We start from the raw sequence: 16,523 nt of genomic DNA on the forward strand, positions 1-16,523 counted from the left end.
GGGTCACTCCACCGGATCGCGTGACATGGGACAGGTCATGCAATGCCCACCGCCGCGTCCGCGGCCCAGCTCGGCCCCGCGGATGGTGATCACTTCGATCCCGGCCTTGCGCAACAGCGTGTTGGTGTGGACGTTGCGGTCGTAGGCAACGACGACGCCGGGCTCCAGCGCAACGACATTGTTGCCATCGTCCCATTGCTCGCGTGCTTGTTCGAAACTGTCGCCGCCAGTGCCGATGATGTGCAGCCTGTCGATACCCAGGGCTTCTTGGACGACATCAAAGATATGGCCGGGGTCTTCGACCACCTTCAGCGCGTGTTTGTCATCAGGGTAGAGCGAGAAGCATCTGATCTGGTCCGCCACGTGCGTAAAACTGGTGACGATATCGCGGTCGCAGAACGAAAACACAGTGTCGAGATGCATGGCAGAGCGTGAGGCGGGCATCTGGCAGGCAATCACACGCTCTGCCACGTTCTGATCAAACAATGTGACTGCCAGTTGCCCCACGGCCTGTGGCGTGCTGCGTTCGCCCATGCCAACCAGAACGCAACCATTGCCGATGGGCATCACGTCGCCACCCTCAAGCGTGGCGGGGCCAAAGTCCTGATCGGGGTTTCCCCACAGAACCCTTGCCTTGCCTGCAAAGCGCGTGTGAAACCGGTAAATGGCAGCGGCAATCAACGTCTCCTGCTGGCGCGCAGGCCAATGCATCGGGTTCAGTGTGACACCGCCATAGATCCAGCAGGATGTATCCCGCGTGAAAATGAGGTTGGGCAGCGGCGGCAGGACAAAGCCGTCGGGGCCAAGAAAACGGCCAAACATGCTGTGCGGCGCAAAGGGCAGATCGTTGGTGGTGATGCCACCCGTCAGGTAGCGCGTGAGTTCGGGGCTTGGCAGCGCGTCCAACCACGCGCGCAGTTCGGTCATCATACCGACACCGATATGATCTTCGGTGATCTTACGATCCAAGAGCCATTGCCGCGCGCGAGGATCGTCCAGTATCTCGGTCAACAGGTCGTGCTGTTCCAGCACCTCGACACCGCGGTCACGCATCTTGTCGCAAAAAGCGAAATGATCCTTGCGGGCCTCGTCCACCCAAAACACATCATCAAAGAGTAACGCGTCGCAGTTGCTTGGGGTCAGCCTTTCGTGCGCAAGGCCGGGCCGTGACACCATGACGGTGCGCAGTTTACCGACCTCTGAATATACGCCCAGCGGTGCGCTCATATCATCACCGCCGCACTCAAGAGCGCCACAGAGATCAACGAAAGGATCACAAGCAGTGGCCACACAAATCTGAGCCACGTGTGGTAGGGAACGCGCCCGATGGCCAGACCGCCGACTACCACGGCATAGGTCGGCGCGACCAGATTGGTGATGCCGATGGCGGTTTGAAACGCCGTCACCGCCAGATCACGGCTCACACCGGCAAAGTCCGACAACGGTGCCATGATCGGCATCGACAATACGGCAAGACCCGAGGTGGAGGGGACGAGGAAACTCATCAACGCTTCGATCCCAAACAGCGCATTGATGAACGCGACGTCGGACATGCCACTGATCCACCCCTCGAATGTATGCAGGAAGGTGTCCGTAATGCGCCCTTGGTCCATGATGATCACGATGTCGCGCGCCAGCCCGATGACCAGTGCCACACCCAGAAGGTCCCGTGCGCCCTCAACAAACGCTTGGACAAACGCCTTTTCACCCAGCCAGCCCAGCGTGCCGATAAGAATGGATGCGGCAAGAAACAGTGCGGACATTTCCGCCATCCACCAGCCTTGCGAGGACACGCCCCAGACCATGACAACAAAGGTTGCCGCAAACAGGATCAGGATCACACTTTGCAGTCCCGAGAGCGTTTCACCGTCAAAGGCTGCGTGTTTCTGCAAAAAATGCGCTTCGTTTTCGGCTTTCATTTGCGCGACAAGTGAGCGCGTTGGATCAGCCCGCACCCGCGCGGCGTAGCGCATCACAAAGACAACTGCGGCAATCCATGACAGGCCCAGGATGACGAGGCGCAAGGCCATCCCTTCGGTAAACGCGATACCCGCGGCGTTGGACGCGATTGCGGTGGAGAACGGGTTGATCGTGGAGCCGATCACACCCACGCCAGCGCCCAGCATGATGATCGCCACGCCGGTCAGTGCATCATAGCCCGCCGCGATCATGATCGGGATCAGCAGGACGTAAAAGGCAAGCGTTTCCTCGGCCATGCCGTATGTTGTGCCTCCTGCCGCGAACAAACCCATCATGATCGGGATCATCCATTTTTCGCGGCCTTCCATCTTGCGCATGGCTTGGGCCACGCCGGTATTGATGGCGCCCGTCGCGGTCACGACGCCCAAGAAACCGCCGACGATCAAAACAAACAGGGACACGTCGATGGCGTTGGCTTCGTAAGAGGCAGGATCGTAAAACCCCGCAATCGGAGCAAGCAGCACGTCAAAGAAACCCTGCGGTGCCGCCTCGACGGGGGCATAGGTGCCCGGCACGGGCACGTCCTTGGCCAATGTTGTGTTCGCGGCGCGTTCATATTCGCCTGCGGGAACGATCCAAGTCAGCGCCGCCATGGCAACGACCAGTGAAAAGAGAATGGTGTAGGCAGTCGGAAAACGGCTGGGTGTGACAGGCTTTGGATTGGGGCCGTCATGTGGTGGCATGACCATTTGAAGTGCCTCCCTGATGGACGCAGTTTCCGTGATCATGGGGAAGATTTGGCAAGACGGATTGAGATTGCTCAATCACCTGCCTCGGCTGGCACTACTTTTTCATTCGGTGTTTGTACTTCCGATAGAGCCGTTGGTTCATCTCGATAAACTGCCCCAGTCCACGCCCAAGCAGCCCGGCGGCGTTGCTGCGCAAGTAATAGTAGCCTGTCAGGCTGGCGATGAGCCCGCCAAAAGCATCAACAATCAGATCACCCATCGTGTCGTTCAGACCGGATTTCTGCATGTTCAGCCCAAAGGAGAGGTCCATGGTGAACTCGAAAATCTCCCAGATTGCGCCGACCGTCATGGCGACACAAAAGCTGATGAACGCGATGGCGGACGGCGGTGCCGCGAGGCGGTCGCCTTCAAACAGCATAAAGACGAACAGGAACCCTGTCAGGCCAAAGCCTATCGCCGAAAGGCCATGCAGGGCGATGTCCCACCACCAGAGGCGTTCGTAAAAATCGAACGCTTCACCCAGAAAGATGGACGCAAAGAAGAACAGGGTTGTGAACATCAAAAACGGCAATGGCAGGGTCAGGGACCAGCGCGCCGCAAGAAGTGGTGGAACGAGGGATAAGGCGAGCGTGGCAAAGCTGACGAAGGCCAAGGACCAGCGTGACAGCCCAAGGGAAATCACAGCCGTGCTCAAGAGCAGCGCCCAGATGACCAACATGATGGCCCCGCTGTCCCTGATCAGTTTCACAGGCGGTTTTCTGTGGCAGTGTTAGAATCGGGCATGGAAATTCCTATATGCTGTTTATGCAGGAAACTCAGATACGCGTTGTAAGCTATAACATGCGCAAGGCCCGCGGCCTTGACCAGATGCGCAAGCCTGAGCGCATCATTCAGGTGATCAACGGCCTGAAGGCAGATATCGTGGTGCTGCAAGAGGCGGACAAACGACTGGGTGCGCGCCCGTCGGCTCTGCCGCCGCAGATGATCGAAGCCGACACAGATTTTGCATTGGTGGATGTGTCCCTCAATGACGTGAGCATTGGGTGGCATGGCAACGCCGTATTGGCGCGCAAGGGTCTTGATGTGTGCAATGTGGACAGACTGGATTTGCCGGGGCTGGAGCCGCGTGGAGCTGTCCGGGTTCAGCTTGATGTGGGCGCCGGGCTGACCGTCGTTGCGGCGCATCTGGGTCTGCGCAGGCGCGACCGGCGCGCGCAACTCGCCAAGCTGAACAAGGACACGTCCCAAGACACACATTGCGTGATCGCGGGCGATTTCAACGAATGGTCCACAACCAAAGGGTTCGAACCCTTGGCGGCGCGGTTTGATACATACAGTCCTGGACGGTCGTTCCATGCGCGCCGCCCCATCGCCGGGCTTGACCGTTTTGCCCTGACCACGGGCGTCACGCTGCGCGATGCGGGCGTTGATCAAAGCCCGCTGGCGCGTGTTGCGTCGGACCATCTGCCGATCTGGTCCGACATAACAATCCCTGCCGCTACTTGCTGAACAAAACCGGCAGTTTCTGATCCCGCAGCAACGCGTAGGTTGTGGCACCCAAGACAAAGTCATAGGCGCGGGAATGGCCAAAAGCGCCCGTGACAATCAGGTCCGCGCCTTTTTCAAATGCGGCCGTTTGCAACACATCCGCGATGCTGTCGCCCATCGGATCACGATGTTCCAGCGTTGGTTTAAGACCGTGCCGCGCGTACATTTCCGCCATATCGATGGCGTCAGAATCCTTGAACGCGTCCTGCGGCCCGTTTCCGACGCGCAGAACCGTCAGTGTTGCGCCGTCATCGGCAAGACCAAGCATATCGTGCGCCGCGCGCGCGGCTTCGCGGGTGTCACTCCAACCCAGCAGGATGTTCGCGCCGATTTCGGGTCCGGTGTAATCCAGCGGCACCACGATCACGGGCCGCCCGCTTTCGCGAATGACTTGGGTTTGCGCGTGCCGTTGATCATAGCGGTCGCTGTTTTTGTCCTCGTGCGCCATGATGACCAAGTCGGCGGCCCGCGCGCTTTCTATCATGCGCTCGCTGGCGGATTGCGCCTCAGCCCGGACCAGACGGAATTCGCTGACGAACGCTTCGGGACCTGTGTGCTTTTCGAAAATGCCTTTGATCGCCTCGGCTTCTTCCTTTTGGCTTTCATTGAACGATGCAAAGGCCGTGTCAGGAATATGCATGGCGATGCCCGGATAGACGACCAACGCTTCAATCGTGTGTAGGCCAATCAGATGCGCGCCGTGTTTGCGTGCCAGCGGCACCGCCACTTTCAGAAGTGTGTGCGCATGATCAGGAGTGGTGAGGCAGACCAGAATTGTCTTGGGGGACATGGCTTTGTTCCTTTGAACTTTGGCAGTGCCGGGGCGCGTGGCCGCGCCCGGGCTGTCGTTACGCTTTCTTAATGTCGATTTTCTGCACGGCGGCTTGGACCGTTTCAGGTTTTGCGATGCTGAGCGTCAGTACCCCGTCTGCGAAATCGGCTGTTACGGCACCTTCTTCGGGCGCAAAGCCAAGCGGGATTTGACGGCGAAAACTGCCGTAACGCCGCTCGATCAGATGATAGCCGCCCTCTTTTTCTTCGTGATCCGCGCTTTTTTCGCCCTTCAGAATCAGCGTTTCACCCGACACGGTGACATCCAGATCGTCTTCTTTGACGCCGGGCACCTCTGCGGTGACTTTCACCGTGTCGTCCGTCTCGACCACGTCGATCGCGGGAAAGGACGGACCGGCAAAAGAGGATGCCCCGTCTTCGTTTTGCATCGGAAAGCCAACTTTGAATTGGTCCAGAAGACGGTTCATTTCCCGTTGCAGCGATGGAAACAGAGCCGTTTCGCGGTTTGGTCGGTTGGTTTGAGGAAGCGTTTGCCGTGACATTTTCGGTCTCCTTTCAGTGCAGCCGACACGGAATGTGTCTGGTGTTGAATATCAGTGCGCAGACAGAACCGATTGATCCCGATCAACCGGAGCAGCGGCGGTTGGGGTAGCTCATTGAGGCAACACAGCACTCAAAGAGAGGCCAAAGATGTCTGCATTCTCAACGACGCTCGCCGCGATTGCCTTTGCCGCACTGACACAAGCGGCATTTGCCGACACCGTGTCGACGCGCAACGGCGATGACACATTCTTTTCCGGCGGGCTGATCAGCCAGTCGATTGACACCAAGGGGGATACGTTTGTTGCTGCCCGATCCGCGCGTGTGAAAGGTGCCGCTTTGGGCGATATGCATGTTTCAGGATTCGATGTGTCGGTCGACGTCAACGTGGCCGAAGACCTTTATGCGATGGGAGCGACCGTTGTGGTCCGTGGAACAATCGCAGAAGACCTGTCGGTTATGGCGTTTTCAGCGCGCACCGAAAGCAGCTCGGAAACGGCTGGCAATGCGCGCCTGATGGGCAATTCGGTGACGGTCGAAGGACCTGTCGCGGGCGCATTGTCCGTCATGGGGCGCGACGTCATTCTAAACGCCAAGATCACAGGGGACGTGCGGATTCTGGCGCAAACGCTGTCTTTTGGACCGGACGCCGTTGTTTCGGGCAGCCTGACATACAGCACAGAGGAAAAGATCAAGGTCCCGACCCGCGTCGCATCCGAGGATCGCGTGACATTCGAAAGGGTTTCGGGCGGGCAGATTTATGAAGAATGGCAAGAGTTGAGCAAGGACATACCGACCTTGCCGACATTTGCGTCGATGCTGTTTGGCTTCATCGTGTCGTTGCTGTTTTTCCTGGCGCTCGGTGCGCTTATGCTGGGTTTCATGCCCAAGCGCTTGGCCCGAATGCGCCGCAGCATCGCGGCCGCGCCCGGTCAGACATTCATGCTGGGTGTCATTGGTCTGTCGATGCTCTTTGGTGCGGTGCTGGTCACGGCGCTTACCATCGTCGGATTGCCCTTTGTCCCGATTGCAGTGCTCGCCATCGTGGTCGCTTGGGTCCTTGGGTATGCTTTGGGTGCTTACAGTGTTGCCATGCGTCTCTGGACCGGTCTGGGCGGTGCGGACGACCCAAGCAATGTTGCGCGTCTCGCGATTCTCGCCGCTGCCATCACCTTTATTGCGCTGCTGAACTTCATTCCCTTTGTTGGGTGGGTGGCCAATTACACGCTGGTCCTGCTGGGTGTCGGAGCGATGACGCGCGCCGTGTTCCAGTCGCTCATTGGCAGCCCTGATGTGGTGCTCGATGTCGACATGAAGCCAATTGAAGACTGACCTTTTCAGAGGAGAGAACCCATGACCGCACAAGGTTTGGAAGTCATCGATCAAAGCGTGCATCTGACCCATGAGTGGATCAACGAACTGGCAGGGAGACTGGATTGGTCATCGAAACGATCCGCCCTGCGGCTGCTGCGCGTCACATTGCACCGTATCCGCGATCACCTGCTGGTCGATGAGGTGGCCCAGCTCTCGGCGCAACTGCCAGTGATGATCCGGGGCTTCTACTTTGAGGGTTGGGTGCCCAAAGACACCCCGATCAAGGAAAGGCGCGGGCAGGATTTCGTAGCCTTTATCAGCCATCAGATGAGCGACACCGCCGAGTATCGCGGGCGCGATGACATCAAATGCGTGTTCGATATGCTCAACGCGCGGATCAGCCGGGGTGAAGTCGAGGACGTGTGGGCGAGCCTGCCGCAAGACCTGCGCGATCTGTGGCCCGCGCCCTGAAACGACGAAAGCCACGCAGGGTTTGCGTGGCTTTCGCAAAATGTGGTGGGCAAGGCGGTTGTTCAGTCGGTGCCATCCTCTGCAAGGCTCATCAGGGCGGTCGGACGTTGAATGATGATCGTGTGAATGTTGTCGATTGCGATGATCTTGCTTTTGCGCAGTTGCGTGAATGTGCGGCTGACAGTTTCTGTGGTCAGCCCCAGAAAGTCGGCAATATCGGCGCGGCTCATGGGCAGGTTGATCTGACGGTAGGCTCCCAGATCCTCGCCCACGCGCTCAGACAGGACACACAGGAATGAGGCGAGCTTTTCTGTTGCGGACTTGCGCCCGAGCATCATGAAGTGGTCCTGCATTGCGCTGATTTCGCGCAATGCGGCCTTCAGCAGGGCGCAGTGCAAGGCGGGATCGCCGTCGCCGCTTTCCAGATGCGACCGGCGGAAAGGTTGCAACCGCACCTCTGTCAGCGCTTCGCAATCAGTGTGGTGCAAATCATTTGCCGGAAAACCGACAATGTCGCCGGGATAGCCAAAGGCGATGACCTGTCGGCGGCCATCCGCCAGCAGTTTGGTCAGCCGCAGCACGCCGCTGGTGACCTGATACAGCCATTCGACCTCATCGCCCTCAAAATATAGATATGCGCCGCGTTTCAGGCGGGCTTCGGCGGTTTTCGATGACGCACTGGCAAGGGGGGCGGTGGACGCTTTGACGGCGATTTCGCTGGGAAACGTGACATACATTTGGGCAGACCTCCGTGATCAATTGAGGCCACCTTGATCTGCTTGTGTGATTTGAATTACTGTCCAAGAGCTGACTTTTGTATCGTTTTGTAACACGCAGGTCAGTGGCGCAGCCGGATGGGGCAACGCATAAAGTGATCTGCCACCCAATCTCGAGAAACGAGATCAAATGAAAGATCAGACGATCCTTGTTGTTGAGGACGATCAGAAGATCAGACACCTCTTGCGCAACGTGCTTGAGGGTGAGGGCGCGCGCGTCATCGAAGCCGAGACAGCCGCCGAGGTGATGCAAGTTATCGGAGACACGCCGCTTAACTTGATTACACTGGATCTTCATCTGGGTGCGGACAACGGTGTCGACATCGCCCAGCAGATCCGCGCGGTCTCACAAGTGCCCATCATCATGGTGACTGGCAAAGATGATGTGATCGACCGTGTCGTCGGGCTTGAGGTCGGGGCAGATGACTACATCACCAAACCGTTCCATATCCGCGAGGTCATTGCGCGCGTCCGAAGCGTGCTGCGCAGAACAGGTGCGCCCGCGCCCACCCCGGATGCAGATGCTGCACCAAGCAGCGCGCATTTCTGTTTTGATGGCATGACAGCATATCCCGACCGGCTTGAACTGATCGACCGGGACAGTTCGCCGTGCGAACTGACCAGCGGCGATTTTAAGCTGCTGAACGTGTTTCTGAACAGGCCCAAGCGCGTACTGTCACGCGATCAGCTGATGGACCTGACGGGCGGGATCGAGTGGAGCCCGCTGGACCGCACCATCGACAATCAGGTCGCCCGGTTGCGCAAAAAGATCGAGCGTGACCCGTCAAAACCGCAGCTCATCAAGACGGTTCGCGGCATCGGCTACACGTTCGCAAGCGATGTGAAAGTTGTTCAGTCGCCACCAGTATCGGCCAAGAGCGCCTGAAGCCGCTCTGCCAACTCTGACTGACGGTAGGGTTTGTGTAGAATGTGCGAATGGACGTCGTGCGCCAGTTCACTCGTGATCACGTCGCTGGCATAGCCGGACGTCAGCAAGACTTTGAGCTTTGGGAATTCTGCCGCGATCTTTGCGGCGAGGTCATAGCCGTTCAACGTCCCCGGCATCACCAAATCCGAAAACACCAGATCAACCTCTGCGCCGTTCTTGAGCATCTCATACGCGCGGTCACCGCTGTCTGCGTCCAGCGTCGCAAAGCCAAGGTCGCGAATACGCTCGATCGACAGTTTCCGCACACGTTCGTTGTCCTCGACAATCAGGATTGTCTCGCCGTTGCCGCGCGGCGGGTCCTGACGCATGTCAGTTGCAACATGCGCGTCCGCCGTTTCGGCCTTTTGCCGCACAGCCGGGAAATAGAGGCCAAAACTCGTGCCCAGACCCAGTTCGCTATAGAGTGTTACGTGACCGCCTGATTGCCGCACAAATCCATACACCATCGCCAAACCCAGCCCGGTGCCGCCGCTCTCGTCTTTGGTCGTAAAGAACGGCTCAAACGCGCGGCGCTGCGCCTCGATACTCATACCTGCGCCATCGTCGCTCACGGACAGCCGCACGTAGTCGCCCGGCTCGATATCCGTCTCTTGGGCCATATAGCTGTCATCAATCGTGACATTGGCAATGGAAACCAGCAATTCGCCTCCCGCTCCCATCGCGTCGCGGGCATTCAGCGCAAGGTTCATCAGCGCGGATTGCAGTTGGACCGTGTCGATCATGACCGGGTCAAGTTCGGCGGCAAAGTCGGTTTTGATCCGGTAGGTCGCGCCGATGGTGCGCTTGAGCAGTGTCAGTGTATTTGTGCACAGCTCGCGCAAATCCGCCTTGACCGGTTTGAGGTTGCTGCGCCGCGCAAACACCATCAATCGCGTTGTCAGGTCCGCGCCCATTTCAGCGGATTCAAGCGCGTCCTTGATCAGTGGCATTTGACGGTCGTCAGCGCCGCGCATCTCCAGCAATTCCAGATTGCCGACGATAACGGTCAGCAGATTGTTGAAATCATGGGCGATGCCGCCCGTCAGTTTCCCAATGGCGTCAAGACGTTGAGAGCGCGCCAGCGCGTCTTCGGTCGCCTTGCGATGCGTCAAGTCGTGGAGAATGCCGATAAAGATGCGCTTGCCCTCGACCTGACTGTGGCCGACCGACAGGTGCAGCGGAAAGACCGAGCCATCTTTGCGCTGCCCCTCGACATCGCGTCCGATGTCGATGATCCGCTTTTCACCCGTCTTGATATGATGCGACATGAATCCGTCATGCAGCGCGGCCAGCGCCTCCGGCATCAGCATATTGACGCTTTGGCCCACCATCTCGGTCACATCAAACTGAAACAGGCGCGCAGCGGCAGCGTTCGTGCGTAGTATTTTGCCTTTTTCATCCGAGACGACCATCGCATCCACGGCCGCTTCCATGATGGCGTGCAAAATGGCGCTGTCCGTTGCCGTATCGACCACTGCCGGTCTCCTCTTTGCCCGAACCTGCCAAATGCTGCGCCCAAGGCGCAAGGCGGAATTGATATGCATCAACCTCTTTTGGTTCTGGTCTGACATATCTGAAAGGATCAGGTGCAAGGAGACAACGATGAAACCAATTGTGACTTGGGTTGTTGTTGCGAACACGCGCGCGGCTCGGGTGTATGCGCATTTGGGGCCCGGCAAAGGCTTGGCGGCAGTCAACGACCAAAATTGGCGGGCACCGGAGGTGTCCATGCCCCGCGACAAAGCGGGTGTCGGGCATAGCATTTCCGGGCCGGCGGTGTCGGCTGTGTCGCAGACGGACCCACAAGAGCTGGCCGACACCCGATTTGCCAAGCGGATTGCCGAAGATCTGGCAAAGGCGCGTCACGGCAAGACATTTGACCGGCTCATCCTGATCTCTGGGCCGCATATGATGGGTTTGCTGCGTGCGCATCTTGATGGTTCCCTGTCGGCTGTTTTGATCGGCGAAATCCCCAAAGACCTGTCTGCGCAACCGCTGCGTGAAATTGAATCCCAGCTTGGCGCGTTGCTCGCCGTCTAGACCCGATGCGCGGGGTGACAGAAGGGAGGAACGGAATGTTCAAGCACATCATTGTCGGCATCGACGGATCGGAAAAGGCCAAGAAAGCAGCACGGGTCGCATTCGATCTGGGCAAGCACTACGGCGGTACAGTGACATTGGTGCACGTGCCTCACGCCGAAACCGCTGCCTATGTCGTTGGCGCTGTGTCCGGGTACCACTCGGCCATAACCAAACCGTCCTATGACGAAATCGAACGGGCCGGGCAGCAGGTCTTGGACAAAGCGCTGATCATCGCCGCTGATATGTTCTTTGCGGATGTCAGAACGCATATGCCGCACGGTGACGCCGCGACCGAGCTATTGCGATACGCAGATAAGATCGGTGCTGATCTGATTGTCACTGGGCGCCGTGGATTGGGCGGGTTGTCCGGTTTGGTGCTGGGCAGCACAACGCAACGTATCAGTCACCGGGCGAAATGCGCCTGCCTTTCCATCGTGTAATTGGCGTCGCCCTTTGCGGCAAAAAAACTGGCCGCAGGCACAAAAAGTTGACTGCTTCCGTTGGCTGACTGCGCGGGCTCATTTGCGCCTAGCCCGGATGGAACAATCCCCCAACACCATAGGCCAGAAGGGCCGCCATCCCGCCGATACACAGCGTTTCCGCGCCCGAGCGCCACCATTTCGACAGCGACCACCGGCTTTTGCCCGCACCGATCAAAAAGAAGGTGAGAAGCGTTGCGCAAACCGAAAGTACAAAGGGATTGGGCAGCCCAAAGACAAAGGGGATCAGTGGCACGGCTCCGGCCATCAGGAAGGCCAGAAACGTTGCCAATGCGGCGCGCACGGGATGAGGGTCATTACGCGTCAACCCGTATTCGTCGGTCAGCATCAGGCCAATCCACTTGTCCTTACTTTGTGCAATTGCGTCGGTGGCCTGATCCAAAAGGCTGCCCGACAGCCCGCGCAGCGCAAGGATTTGCCGCAACTCTTCGCGTTCGCCTTCGGGATGATTGGCGATGTGACGTTCCTCGATCTGGATGATGCGTTTGCGGTCATCAAGTTCGGCTTTGGTGCCGGAGTAATTGCTCGCCGCCATGGAAAACCCGTCTGCCAGAATGTTTGCCAGCCCAAGGGCGACAATGATGTTGTGCGGCAAACCGGCCCCTTCGACCCCTGCTACGATGGCAAAGGTTGTCACCGCACCGTCTATCCCGCCATAGATCATGTCCTTGAGCGGGCTGTAATTCTGGGCGTTGGACAGCCGGCGGGTGATGTCCTGAGGGCTATGTCCGTGTTCCAGCGTCATTGCAGGATGCTAGGGGGCTGTGCCGCCGCAAGATTGAGGAAGATCAATCAGGTGATGGCAATTCTCACTACGCCAATGCCATGATTGTCCCCGCCACAACCCTGTTTCAAAGCCTGCTGGTCTTTGCCGCCAGCGCGACCTGTGTCTGGATCGCGGGTGCGCGGTTGGCGTATCTCGCAGATGCGTTGGCGGATCGGTTCAAGCTGGCAAAGTCACTGGTCGGATTGCTGTTGCTGTCACTGGCAACGTCGCTGCCGGAAGTCGCGACAACCTTGGGTGCCGCAGTGCAGCAGGCGCGTGATCTGGTGCTCAATAACCTCTTTGGGGGCATTGCGCTGCAAACAGCGATCCTTGCGATGTCCGATTTCTGGGCACGGGGTCCGATCACAAATTACCCGCGCAAGGCCAACCATGCGTTAGAAGCCACGTTGCTTGTGTTGTTGCTGTCGGTCGCCCTTGTTGTCACCAGTCTGGGCCAGACCTTTGTGATTGCAGGAGTCGGTTTGGGCAGTGTCGCGATTGCGGTGATCTACTGCGGCGCAATCTGGTTGCTCAGGCGTTATGATGACAGCAGCGATTGGGTGCCTGTCGATCTGCCAGACCCCGATCCGCTGGCCTTTCCTGCGCCGACAGGGCTAAGCGCGGCTGGAAACGCGGCGCTGATCTGGCAGGCGGTTGCGGCTTGTCTTGCGATTCTGGTCTTTGGGCTTTTGCTGGTCGTTTTTGCGCAGCGCATCGCCGACCAGACAGGGCTGGGCACCGGGTTTATTGGTGTGACGCTACTGGCTGCCGCGACCTCCTTGCCAGAATTGACCACCAGCATAGCCGCTGTGCGCATCGGCGCGTACACCATGGCAATCTCGAACATATTTGGCAGCAATCTCATTATGTTGGTGTTGGTGTTTCCTGCCGATATCCTGTTTCGCGCGGGGCCGATCCTTCAGGACACGTCGCGCACGGTCAGTCTGGCACTTGGCTTTGGGCTGGTGGTCACCGCCATTTACCTCACCGGGTTGATTGTGCGCCGCAAACCCCGCTGGGGTGAATTTGGAATGGACTCCATCCTGGTGTTGATGACGTTTCTAGGCAGCCTCGCGGCCTACTACTTTGCCCGGTAGCGTGAGCGGCCGCAGTGCTTTGAGGACCTCCGGCACGATGATGATCGGCAGGGCGAAAGCACTGATAAGCAGCCATTCATCAAGTCCGATGGGAACGGTGTGCAACAGCACCTGCAACGGCGCCCAATAGACCGCCACCACCTGCGCACCCAGTGTCACGGCAAGTGCGGCGAGCAGGAATGGATTGCTAAACCACCCAATCCGCGTTGTCGTCAGGTGCAGCGAGCGAAACGCAAAGACGCTGACCTTTTCAAAGACGACCATCGCGGTAAAGGCTGTGGTGCGCGCCAGTTCCACGCCAAGATCCATCAGATGAAAAAAGATCCAAAGGCTCGACAACCCGGTGTAGGTGCCAAGCAGAATAATCGTGACAATCCCGCTTTTGCCCAGAATGGGCGTGTCTTTCTGCCGCGGGCGTTTTTGCATCTGGTCGGGTTCTGACTTTTCCAGCCCCAAGGCGACCGCCGTGACCCCGTCGGTCACAAGGTTCATCCACAGAATTTGCGTGGCTAGGAACACCAGCGGCCCGCCGATGGCGATGTTGATGACAAGCGCAATAACCTCGCCCGCGTTCGAGGACAGCAGATAGCGGACAAATTTCTGCACATTCGCAAATTGCCGCCGTCCCTCGCCAATGGCGCGGACAATCGTGGCAAAGTTGTCATCCAGCAGCACCAAATCGGACGCATCGCGCGCCACATCCGTTCCCCTGATCCCCATGGAAACGCCAATGTCAGCCTGTTTCAGGGCGGGCGCGTCGTTTACGCCGTCGCCGGTCATGGCGACGATCTGCCCCTGCGCTTGCAGGGCGGACACGATGCGCATTTTCTGTTCCGGTTTGGTGCGGGCAAACAGGACGTCGCCGCGCAGGACCTCGTCCAGCGCGATGTCGTCAAGTTCGTCCAGCGCGTCCCCGGTCAGATGCTGCGCGACGTTCAAGGACAGTTGCCCCGAAATGGCCTTGGCCGTGATTGGACTGTCGCCCGTGATCATCACCACCCGAATGCCTGCGGATTGGGCCATCGCAATGGCACCGCGGACTTCCTCACGCGGTGGATCAATCAGGCCGACAAGACCGAGAAAGGTCATGCCCTCTTCGACGATCTGGTGGTCGGACGCGCTGCGCTGCGCAAAGCCCATCACGCGCAGCCCCTTTTCGGCAAGCTGCGTATAGGCGCTTTCGATGTCGGCCCGGTCTTCTGCGGTGATGGGGCGGGCACCGGCTTGCGTCATCACATGGGTGCAGACCTCCAGAACACGTTCTGGCGCGCCCTTGGTCAAGATTTCGGCAGTGGCCGCCGACTGATACAGGACGGACATCCGCTTGCGCGCGCTGCTGAAGGGCAGTTCTGCCAGCAGGTTGCGTTCTTCGGGCAGATCGCACCATCCCTTGTAGCCCAGTGTGATCAAGGCGCCTTCGGTTGGCGCGCCCACCATCTGCCAGACATCGCCTTCGCGGACCAGATGTGCGTGGCTGCAATACAGTCCGGTTTTCAACACTGCGCCCAACACCTGATCATCTGCCGCGCGTATGCGCGCGCCGTCCCATTCGATGTGTCCTGCCGGATCATAGCCGGTGCCGGTCACATGATAGGATCGGTCCGACGTCCAGACCTGCGTCGCTGTCATTTTGTTTTCGGTCAGCGTGCCGGTCTTGTCCGTGCAAATCACCGATGCGGCGCCAAGTGTTTCGACGGCCTGTAGCCGTCGGGCCAACGCGTTCTGTCGCACCATCGCAGTGGCCCCCAAGGCCAATGTGATTGTCACCACGGCTGGCAGGCCTTCGGGGACCATGGCAACCGACAAAGACAAGCCGGTCATCACCATCTCGGTCAGGTCACGTCCCAGCCAGATTCCAAGGCCAGCAACCCCGGCGGCGACCAGAAGGGCCGCAATACCCAGTTGGCGGGCCAGATGCCCGAGCTTGTTCTGCAGATTTGTGGTCTTTGTGCCGACAGATCCTGTCAGATGTGCGATCTTGCCAAATTCGGTTGCGGCCCCCGTTGCCGTGGCTTGCGCCTCTGCCCGACCGGCAGTGACCGAAGTGCCTGCAAAAACATCAATGCTCTGGTCCGCAGCCCCTTTGGCCACGGGAACGGATTCGCCTGTCAGCACGCTTTCATCCACGGACAGATCTGCTGCGCGAAGCAGCTTGGCATCCGCTGCGATCTTGGTGCCGGGAGACAGGATCAGAACATCGCCGGGCACAATATTGCGTGCGGGAATGACCTGCTCGCAGCCCTCACGCAGAACCATCGCCTGCGGCGACAGCATGTCGCGCAGCGCACTCAATGCCGTTTCAGCTTTCCACTCCTGCACAAAGCCAAGGCCCGCATTCAGCACGACAACCAAACCGATGGTCAGCGCATCCACCCGTTCGCCCAATGCAAGTGCGACGGCGGCGGCCACGATCAGGATCAACACCAGAAAGCTGGAAAATTGCCGAAGCAAAACGCGGATGGGGCCGGTTTGTTTGACGGTGGGCAATTCGTTCCACCCATGCACACGGCGTGCCGCGCGCACGTCAGCCTCCGTCAGACCGGTTTGCAGAATGTCATCAGCCATCAGGCATCCTTTGCGCGAGGTTCGTCCCGCAGTATCCGGCGCCATGGGGAGGGTGATTGAGCCATGTCAAAGACAGCAGACAACGGTGCGGTAAGATCACGTCATCAAATCACATAGCGGAGGAACGACCATGGCCGGAAAATCACCATCCGATGACACCAAATCAACACCCGACGCACCGTTAAGCGCGATCACACAGCTTCAGGAGGCTGGATTGGGCAGCATGGTCGGCATGGGCACAGCCTGGCTTGAGGCTGTGAGCGATATGAGCGCAGAAGTGGCCCATTTCATCGCGGAACGGATCAAAGAGGATGTGAAGACCCAGCACGAGATCCTGCACTGCAAGAACGTGGCGGACCTGCAAAGCATCCAAGCAGAGTTCATCCAAACGGCAGTGGATCAGTATCAGGCCGAAACCGGCAAACTGGTCGAGATGGGGACCAAGGCTTTCGCACCGAAGGAAAGCTAACACCCG

Annotated in this window: 17 protein-coding genes; 8 read left to right on the plus strand and 9 right to left on the minus strand. The window is 58.6% G+C overall.

What is annotated here, in order from left to right:
- Positions 1-3: 3 nt before the first annotated feature.
- The 3 genes from arcA to Q1A85_RS16995 are packed head-to-tail and all read right to left on the minus strand — an operon-like array spanning position 4 to position 3,417.
- On the minus strand, positions 4-1,227 hold the full coding sequence (gene arcA / locus Q1A85_RS16985) for an arginine deiminase (protein WP_299692107.1): 1,224 nt from the start codon (positions 1,225-1,227) through the stop codon (positions 4-6).
- Positions 1,224-2,708 (minus strand): YfcC family protein, encoded by a 1,485-nt coding sequence (locus Q1A85_RS16990; RefSeq protein ID WP_299692110.1) that lies wholly within the window; start codon positions 2,706-2,708, stop codon positions 1,224-1,226. The genes arcA and Q1A85_RS16990 overlap by 4 nt, the downstream gene beginning before the upstream one ends.
- Before the next feature lie 55 nt (positions 2,709-2,763).
- Positions 2,764-3,417 (minus strand): hypothetical protein, encoded by a 654-nt coding sequence (locus Q1A85_RS16995; RefSeq protein WP_299692113.1) that lies wholly within the window; start codon positions 3,415-3,417, stop codon positions 2,764-2,766.
- 92 nt (positions 3,418-3,509) lie between these two features.
- On the opposite strand from Q1A85_RS16995, the gene Q1A85_RS17000 reads away from it, so the two are divergent.
- Positions 3,510-4,178: an endonuclease/exonuclease/phosphatase family protein gene (locus tag Q1A85_RS17000; RefSeq protein WP_299692116.1), complete on the plus strand. Its 669-nt coding sequence runs from the start codon at positions 3,510-3,512 to the stop codon at positions 4,176-4,178.
- On the opposite strand, the gene Q1A85_RS17005 is transcribed toward Q1A85_RS17000, so the two are convergent.
- Together Q1A85_RS17005 and Q1A85_RS17010 are read right to left on the minus strand one after the other, a co-directional pair.
- Entirely contained in the window at positions 4,168-5,007 is an 840-nt protein-coding gene (locus Q1A85_RS17005) for a universal stress protein (RefSeq protein WP_299692119.1), read from the minus strand. The two genes, Q1A85_RS17000 and Q1A85_RS17005, sit on opposite strands and share 11 nt — an antisense overlap.
- Positions 5,008-5,065: 58 nt before the next feature.
- Entirely contained in the window at positions 5,066-5,476 is a 411-nt protein-coding gene (locus tag Q1A85_RS17010; RefSeq protein ID WP_299692122.1) for an Hsp20/alpha crystallin family protein, read from the minus strand.
- Positions 5,477-5,699: 223 nt separating this feature from the next.
- Here Q1A85_RS17010 and Q1A85_RS17015 point away from each other — a divergent pair, with 223 nt between their 5' ends.
- A complete protein-coding gene (locus tag Q1A85_RS17015) occupies positions 5,700-6,881 on the plus strand; it encodes a hypothetical protein (RefSeq protein ID WP_299692125.1) in 1,182 nt (393 codons plus the stop codon).
- Positions 6,882-6,902: 21 nt separating this feature from the next.
- Positions 6,903-7,334, plus strand: a complete 432-nt coding sequence (locus tag Q1A85_RS17020; RefSeq protein ID WP_299692128.1) for a DUF2267 domain-containing protein — start codon at positions 6,903-6,905, stop codon at positions 7,332-7,334.
- Positions 7,335-7,396: 62 nt separating this feature from the next.
- Here Q1A85_RS17020 and Q1A85_RS17025 read toward each other — a convergent pair whose 3' ends face one another.
- Complete coding sequence (locus tag Q1A85_RS17025) at positions 7,397-8,071, minus strand: helix-turn-helix domain-containing protein (RefSeq protein WP_299692131.1); 675 nt, start codon at positions 8,069-8,071, stop codon at positions 7,397-7,399.
- Positions 8,072-8,240: 169 nt separating this feature from the next.
- Between Q1A85_RS17025 and Q1A85_RS17030 the strand changes: the two genes are divergently transcribed.
- Entirely contained in the window at positions 8,241-8,996 is a 756-nt protein-coding gene (locus Q1A85_RS17030; protein WP_299692134.1) for a response regulator, read from the plus strand.
- Here the strand turns inward: Q1A85_RS17030 and Q1A85_RS17035 are convergent.
- Entirely contained in the window at positions 8,963-10,513 is a 1,551-nt protein-coding gene (locus tag Q1A85_RS17035; protein ID WP_299692137.1) for a PAS domain S-box protein, read from the minus strand. The genes Q1A85_RS17030 and Q1A85_RS17035 overlap by 34 nt on opposite strands.
- A 127-nt stretch (positions 10,514-10,640) precedes the next feature.
- Here Q1A85_RS17035 and Q1A85_RS17040 point away from each other — a divergent pair, with 127 nt between their 5' ends.
- Both Q1A85_RS17040 and Q1A85_RS17045 read left to right on the plus strand, forming a co-directional pair.
- Positions 10,641-11,078: a host attachment protein gene (locus Q1A85_RS17040; protein WP_299692140.1), complete on the plus strand. Its 438-nt coding sequence runs from the start codon at positions 10,641-10,643 to the stop codon at positions 11,076-11,078.
- 35 nt (positions 11,079-11,113) lie between these two features.
- Positions 11,114-11,560 carry a universal stress protein gene (locus Q1A85_RS17045; RefSeq protein WP_299692143.1) on the plus strand — a complete coding sequence of 149 codons (447 nt, stop codon included), beginning with the start codon at positions 11,114-11,116 and terminating at the stop codon, positions 11,558-11,560.
- A gap of 88 nt (positions 11,561-11,648) precedes the next feature.
- Here Q1A85_RS17045 and Q1A85_RS17050 read toward each other — a convergent pair whose 3' ends face one another.
- A complete protein-coding gene (locus Q1A85_RS17050) occupies positions 11,649-12,365 on the minus strand; it encodes a VIT1/CCC1 transporter family protein (protein ID WP_299692146.1) in 717 nt (238 codons plus the stop codon).
- 80 nt (positions 12,366-12,445) lie between these two features.
- Here Q1A85_RS17050 and Q1A85_RS17055 point away from each other — a divergent pair, with 80 nt between their 5' ends.
- Positions 12,446-13,483, plus strand: a complete 1,038-nt coding sequence (locus Q1A85_RS17055; RefSeq protein ID WP_299692149.1) for a hypothetical protein — start codon at positions 12,446-12,448, stop codon at positions 13,481-13,483.
- Here Q1A85_RS17055 and Q1A85_RS17060 read toward each other — a convergent pair.
- On the minus strand, positions 13,448-16,048 hold the full coding sequence (locus Q1A85_RS17060; protein WP_299692152.1) for a cation-transporting P-type ATPase: 2,601 nt from the start codon (positions 16,046-16,048) through the stop codon (positions 13,448-13,450). The genes Q1A85_RS17055 and Q1A85_RS17060 overlap by 36 nt on opposite strands.
- A gap of 130 nt (positions 16,049-16,178) precedes the next feature.
- Here Q1A85_RS17060 and Q1A85_RS17065 point away from each other — a divergent pair, with 130 nt between their 5' ends.
- Entirely contained in the window at positions 16,179-16,517 is a 339-nt protein-coding gene (locus Q1A85_RS17065) for a phasin family protein (protein ID WP_299692155.1), read from the plus strand.
- Positions 16,518-16,523: the final 6 nt, after the last annotated feature.

The sequence above is a fragment of the uncultured Tateyamaria sp. genome (assembly GCF_947503385.1).
Taxonomy (GTDB): domain Bacteria; phylum Pseudomonadota; class Alphaproteobacteria; order Rhodobacterales; family Rhodobacteraceae; genus Tateyamaria.

Bases quoted from the DNA above. Each gene is read 5' to 3' on its own strand.
- arcA (WP_299692107.1), bottom strand. From the start codon at position 1,227: ATGAGCGCACCGCTGGGCGTATATTCAGAGGTCGGTAAACTGCGCACC.
- Q1A85_RS16990 (WP_299692110.1), bottom strand. From the start codon at position 2,708: ATGATCACGGAAACTGCGTCCATCAGGGAGGCACTTCAAATGGTCATG.
- Q1A85_RS17000 (WP_299692116.1), top strand. From the start codon at position 3,510: ATGCGCAAGGCCCGCGGCCTTGACCAGATGCGCAAGCCTGAGCGCATC.
- Q1A85_RS17005 (WP_299692119.1), bottom strand. From the start codon at position 5,007: ATGTCCCCCAAGACAATTCTGGTCTGCCTCACCACTCCTGATCATGCG.
- Q1A85_RS17010 (WP_299692122.1), bottom strand. From the start codon at position 5,476: ATGAACCGTCTTCTGGACCAATTCAAAGTTGGCTTTCCGATGCAAAAC.
- Q1A85_RS17015 (WP_299692125.1), top strand. From the start codon at position 5,700: ATGTCTGCATTCTCAACGACGCTCGCCGCGATTGCCTTTGCCGCACTG.
- Q1A85_RS17020 (WP_299692128.1), top strand. From the start codon at position 6,903: ATGACCGCACAAGGTTTGGAAGTCATCGATCAAAGCGTGCATCTGACC.
- Q1A85_RS17025 (WP_299692131.1), bottom strand. From the start codon at position 8,071: ATGTATGTCACGTTTCCCAGCGAAATCGCCGTCAAAGCGTCCACCGCC.
- Q1A85_RS17030 (WP_299692134.1), top strand. From the start codon at position 8,241: ATGAAAGATCAGACGATCCTTGTTGTTGAGGACGATCAGAAGATCAGA.
- Q1A85_RS17040 (WP_299692140.1), top strand. From the start codon at position 10,641: ATGAAACCAATTGTGACTTGGGTTGTTGTTGCGAACACGCGCGCGGCT.
- Q1A85_RS17045 (WP_299692143.1), top strand. From the start codon at position 11,114: ATGTTCAAGCACATCATTGTCGGCATCGACGGATCGGAAAAGGCCAAG.
- Q1A85_RS17050 (WP_299692146.1), bottom strand. From the start codon at position 12,365: ATGACGCTGGAACACGGACATAGCCCTCAGGACATCACCCGCCGGCTG.
- Q1A85_RS17055 (WP_299692149.1), top strand. From the start codon at position 12,446: ATGATTGTCCCCGCCACAACCCTGTTTCAAAGCCTGCTGGTCTTTGCC.
- Q1A85_RS17060 (WP_299692152.1), bottom strand. From the start codon at position 16,048: ATGGCTGATGACATTCTGCAAACCGGTCTGACGGAGGCTGACGTGCGC.
- Q1A85_RS17065 (WP_299692155.1), top strand. From the start codon at position 16,179: ATGGCCGGAAAATCACCATCCGATGACACCAAATCAACACCCGACGCA.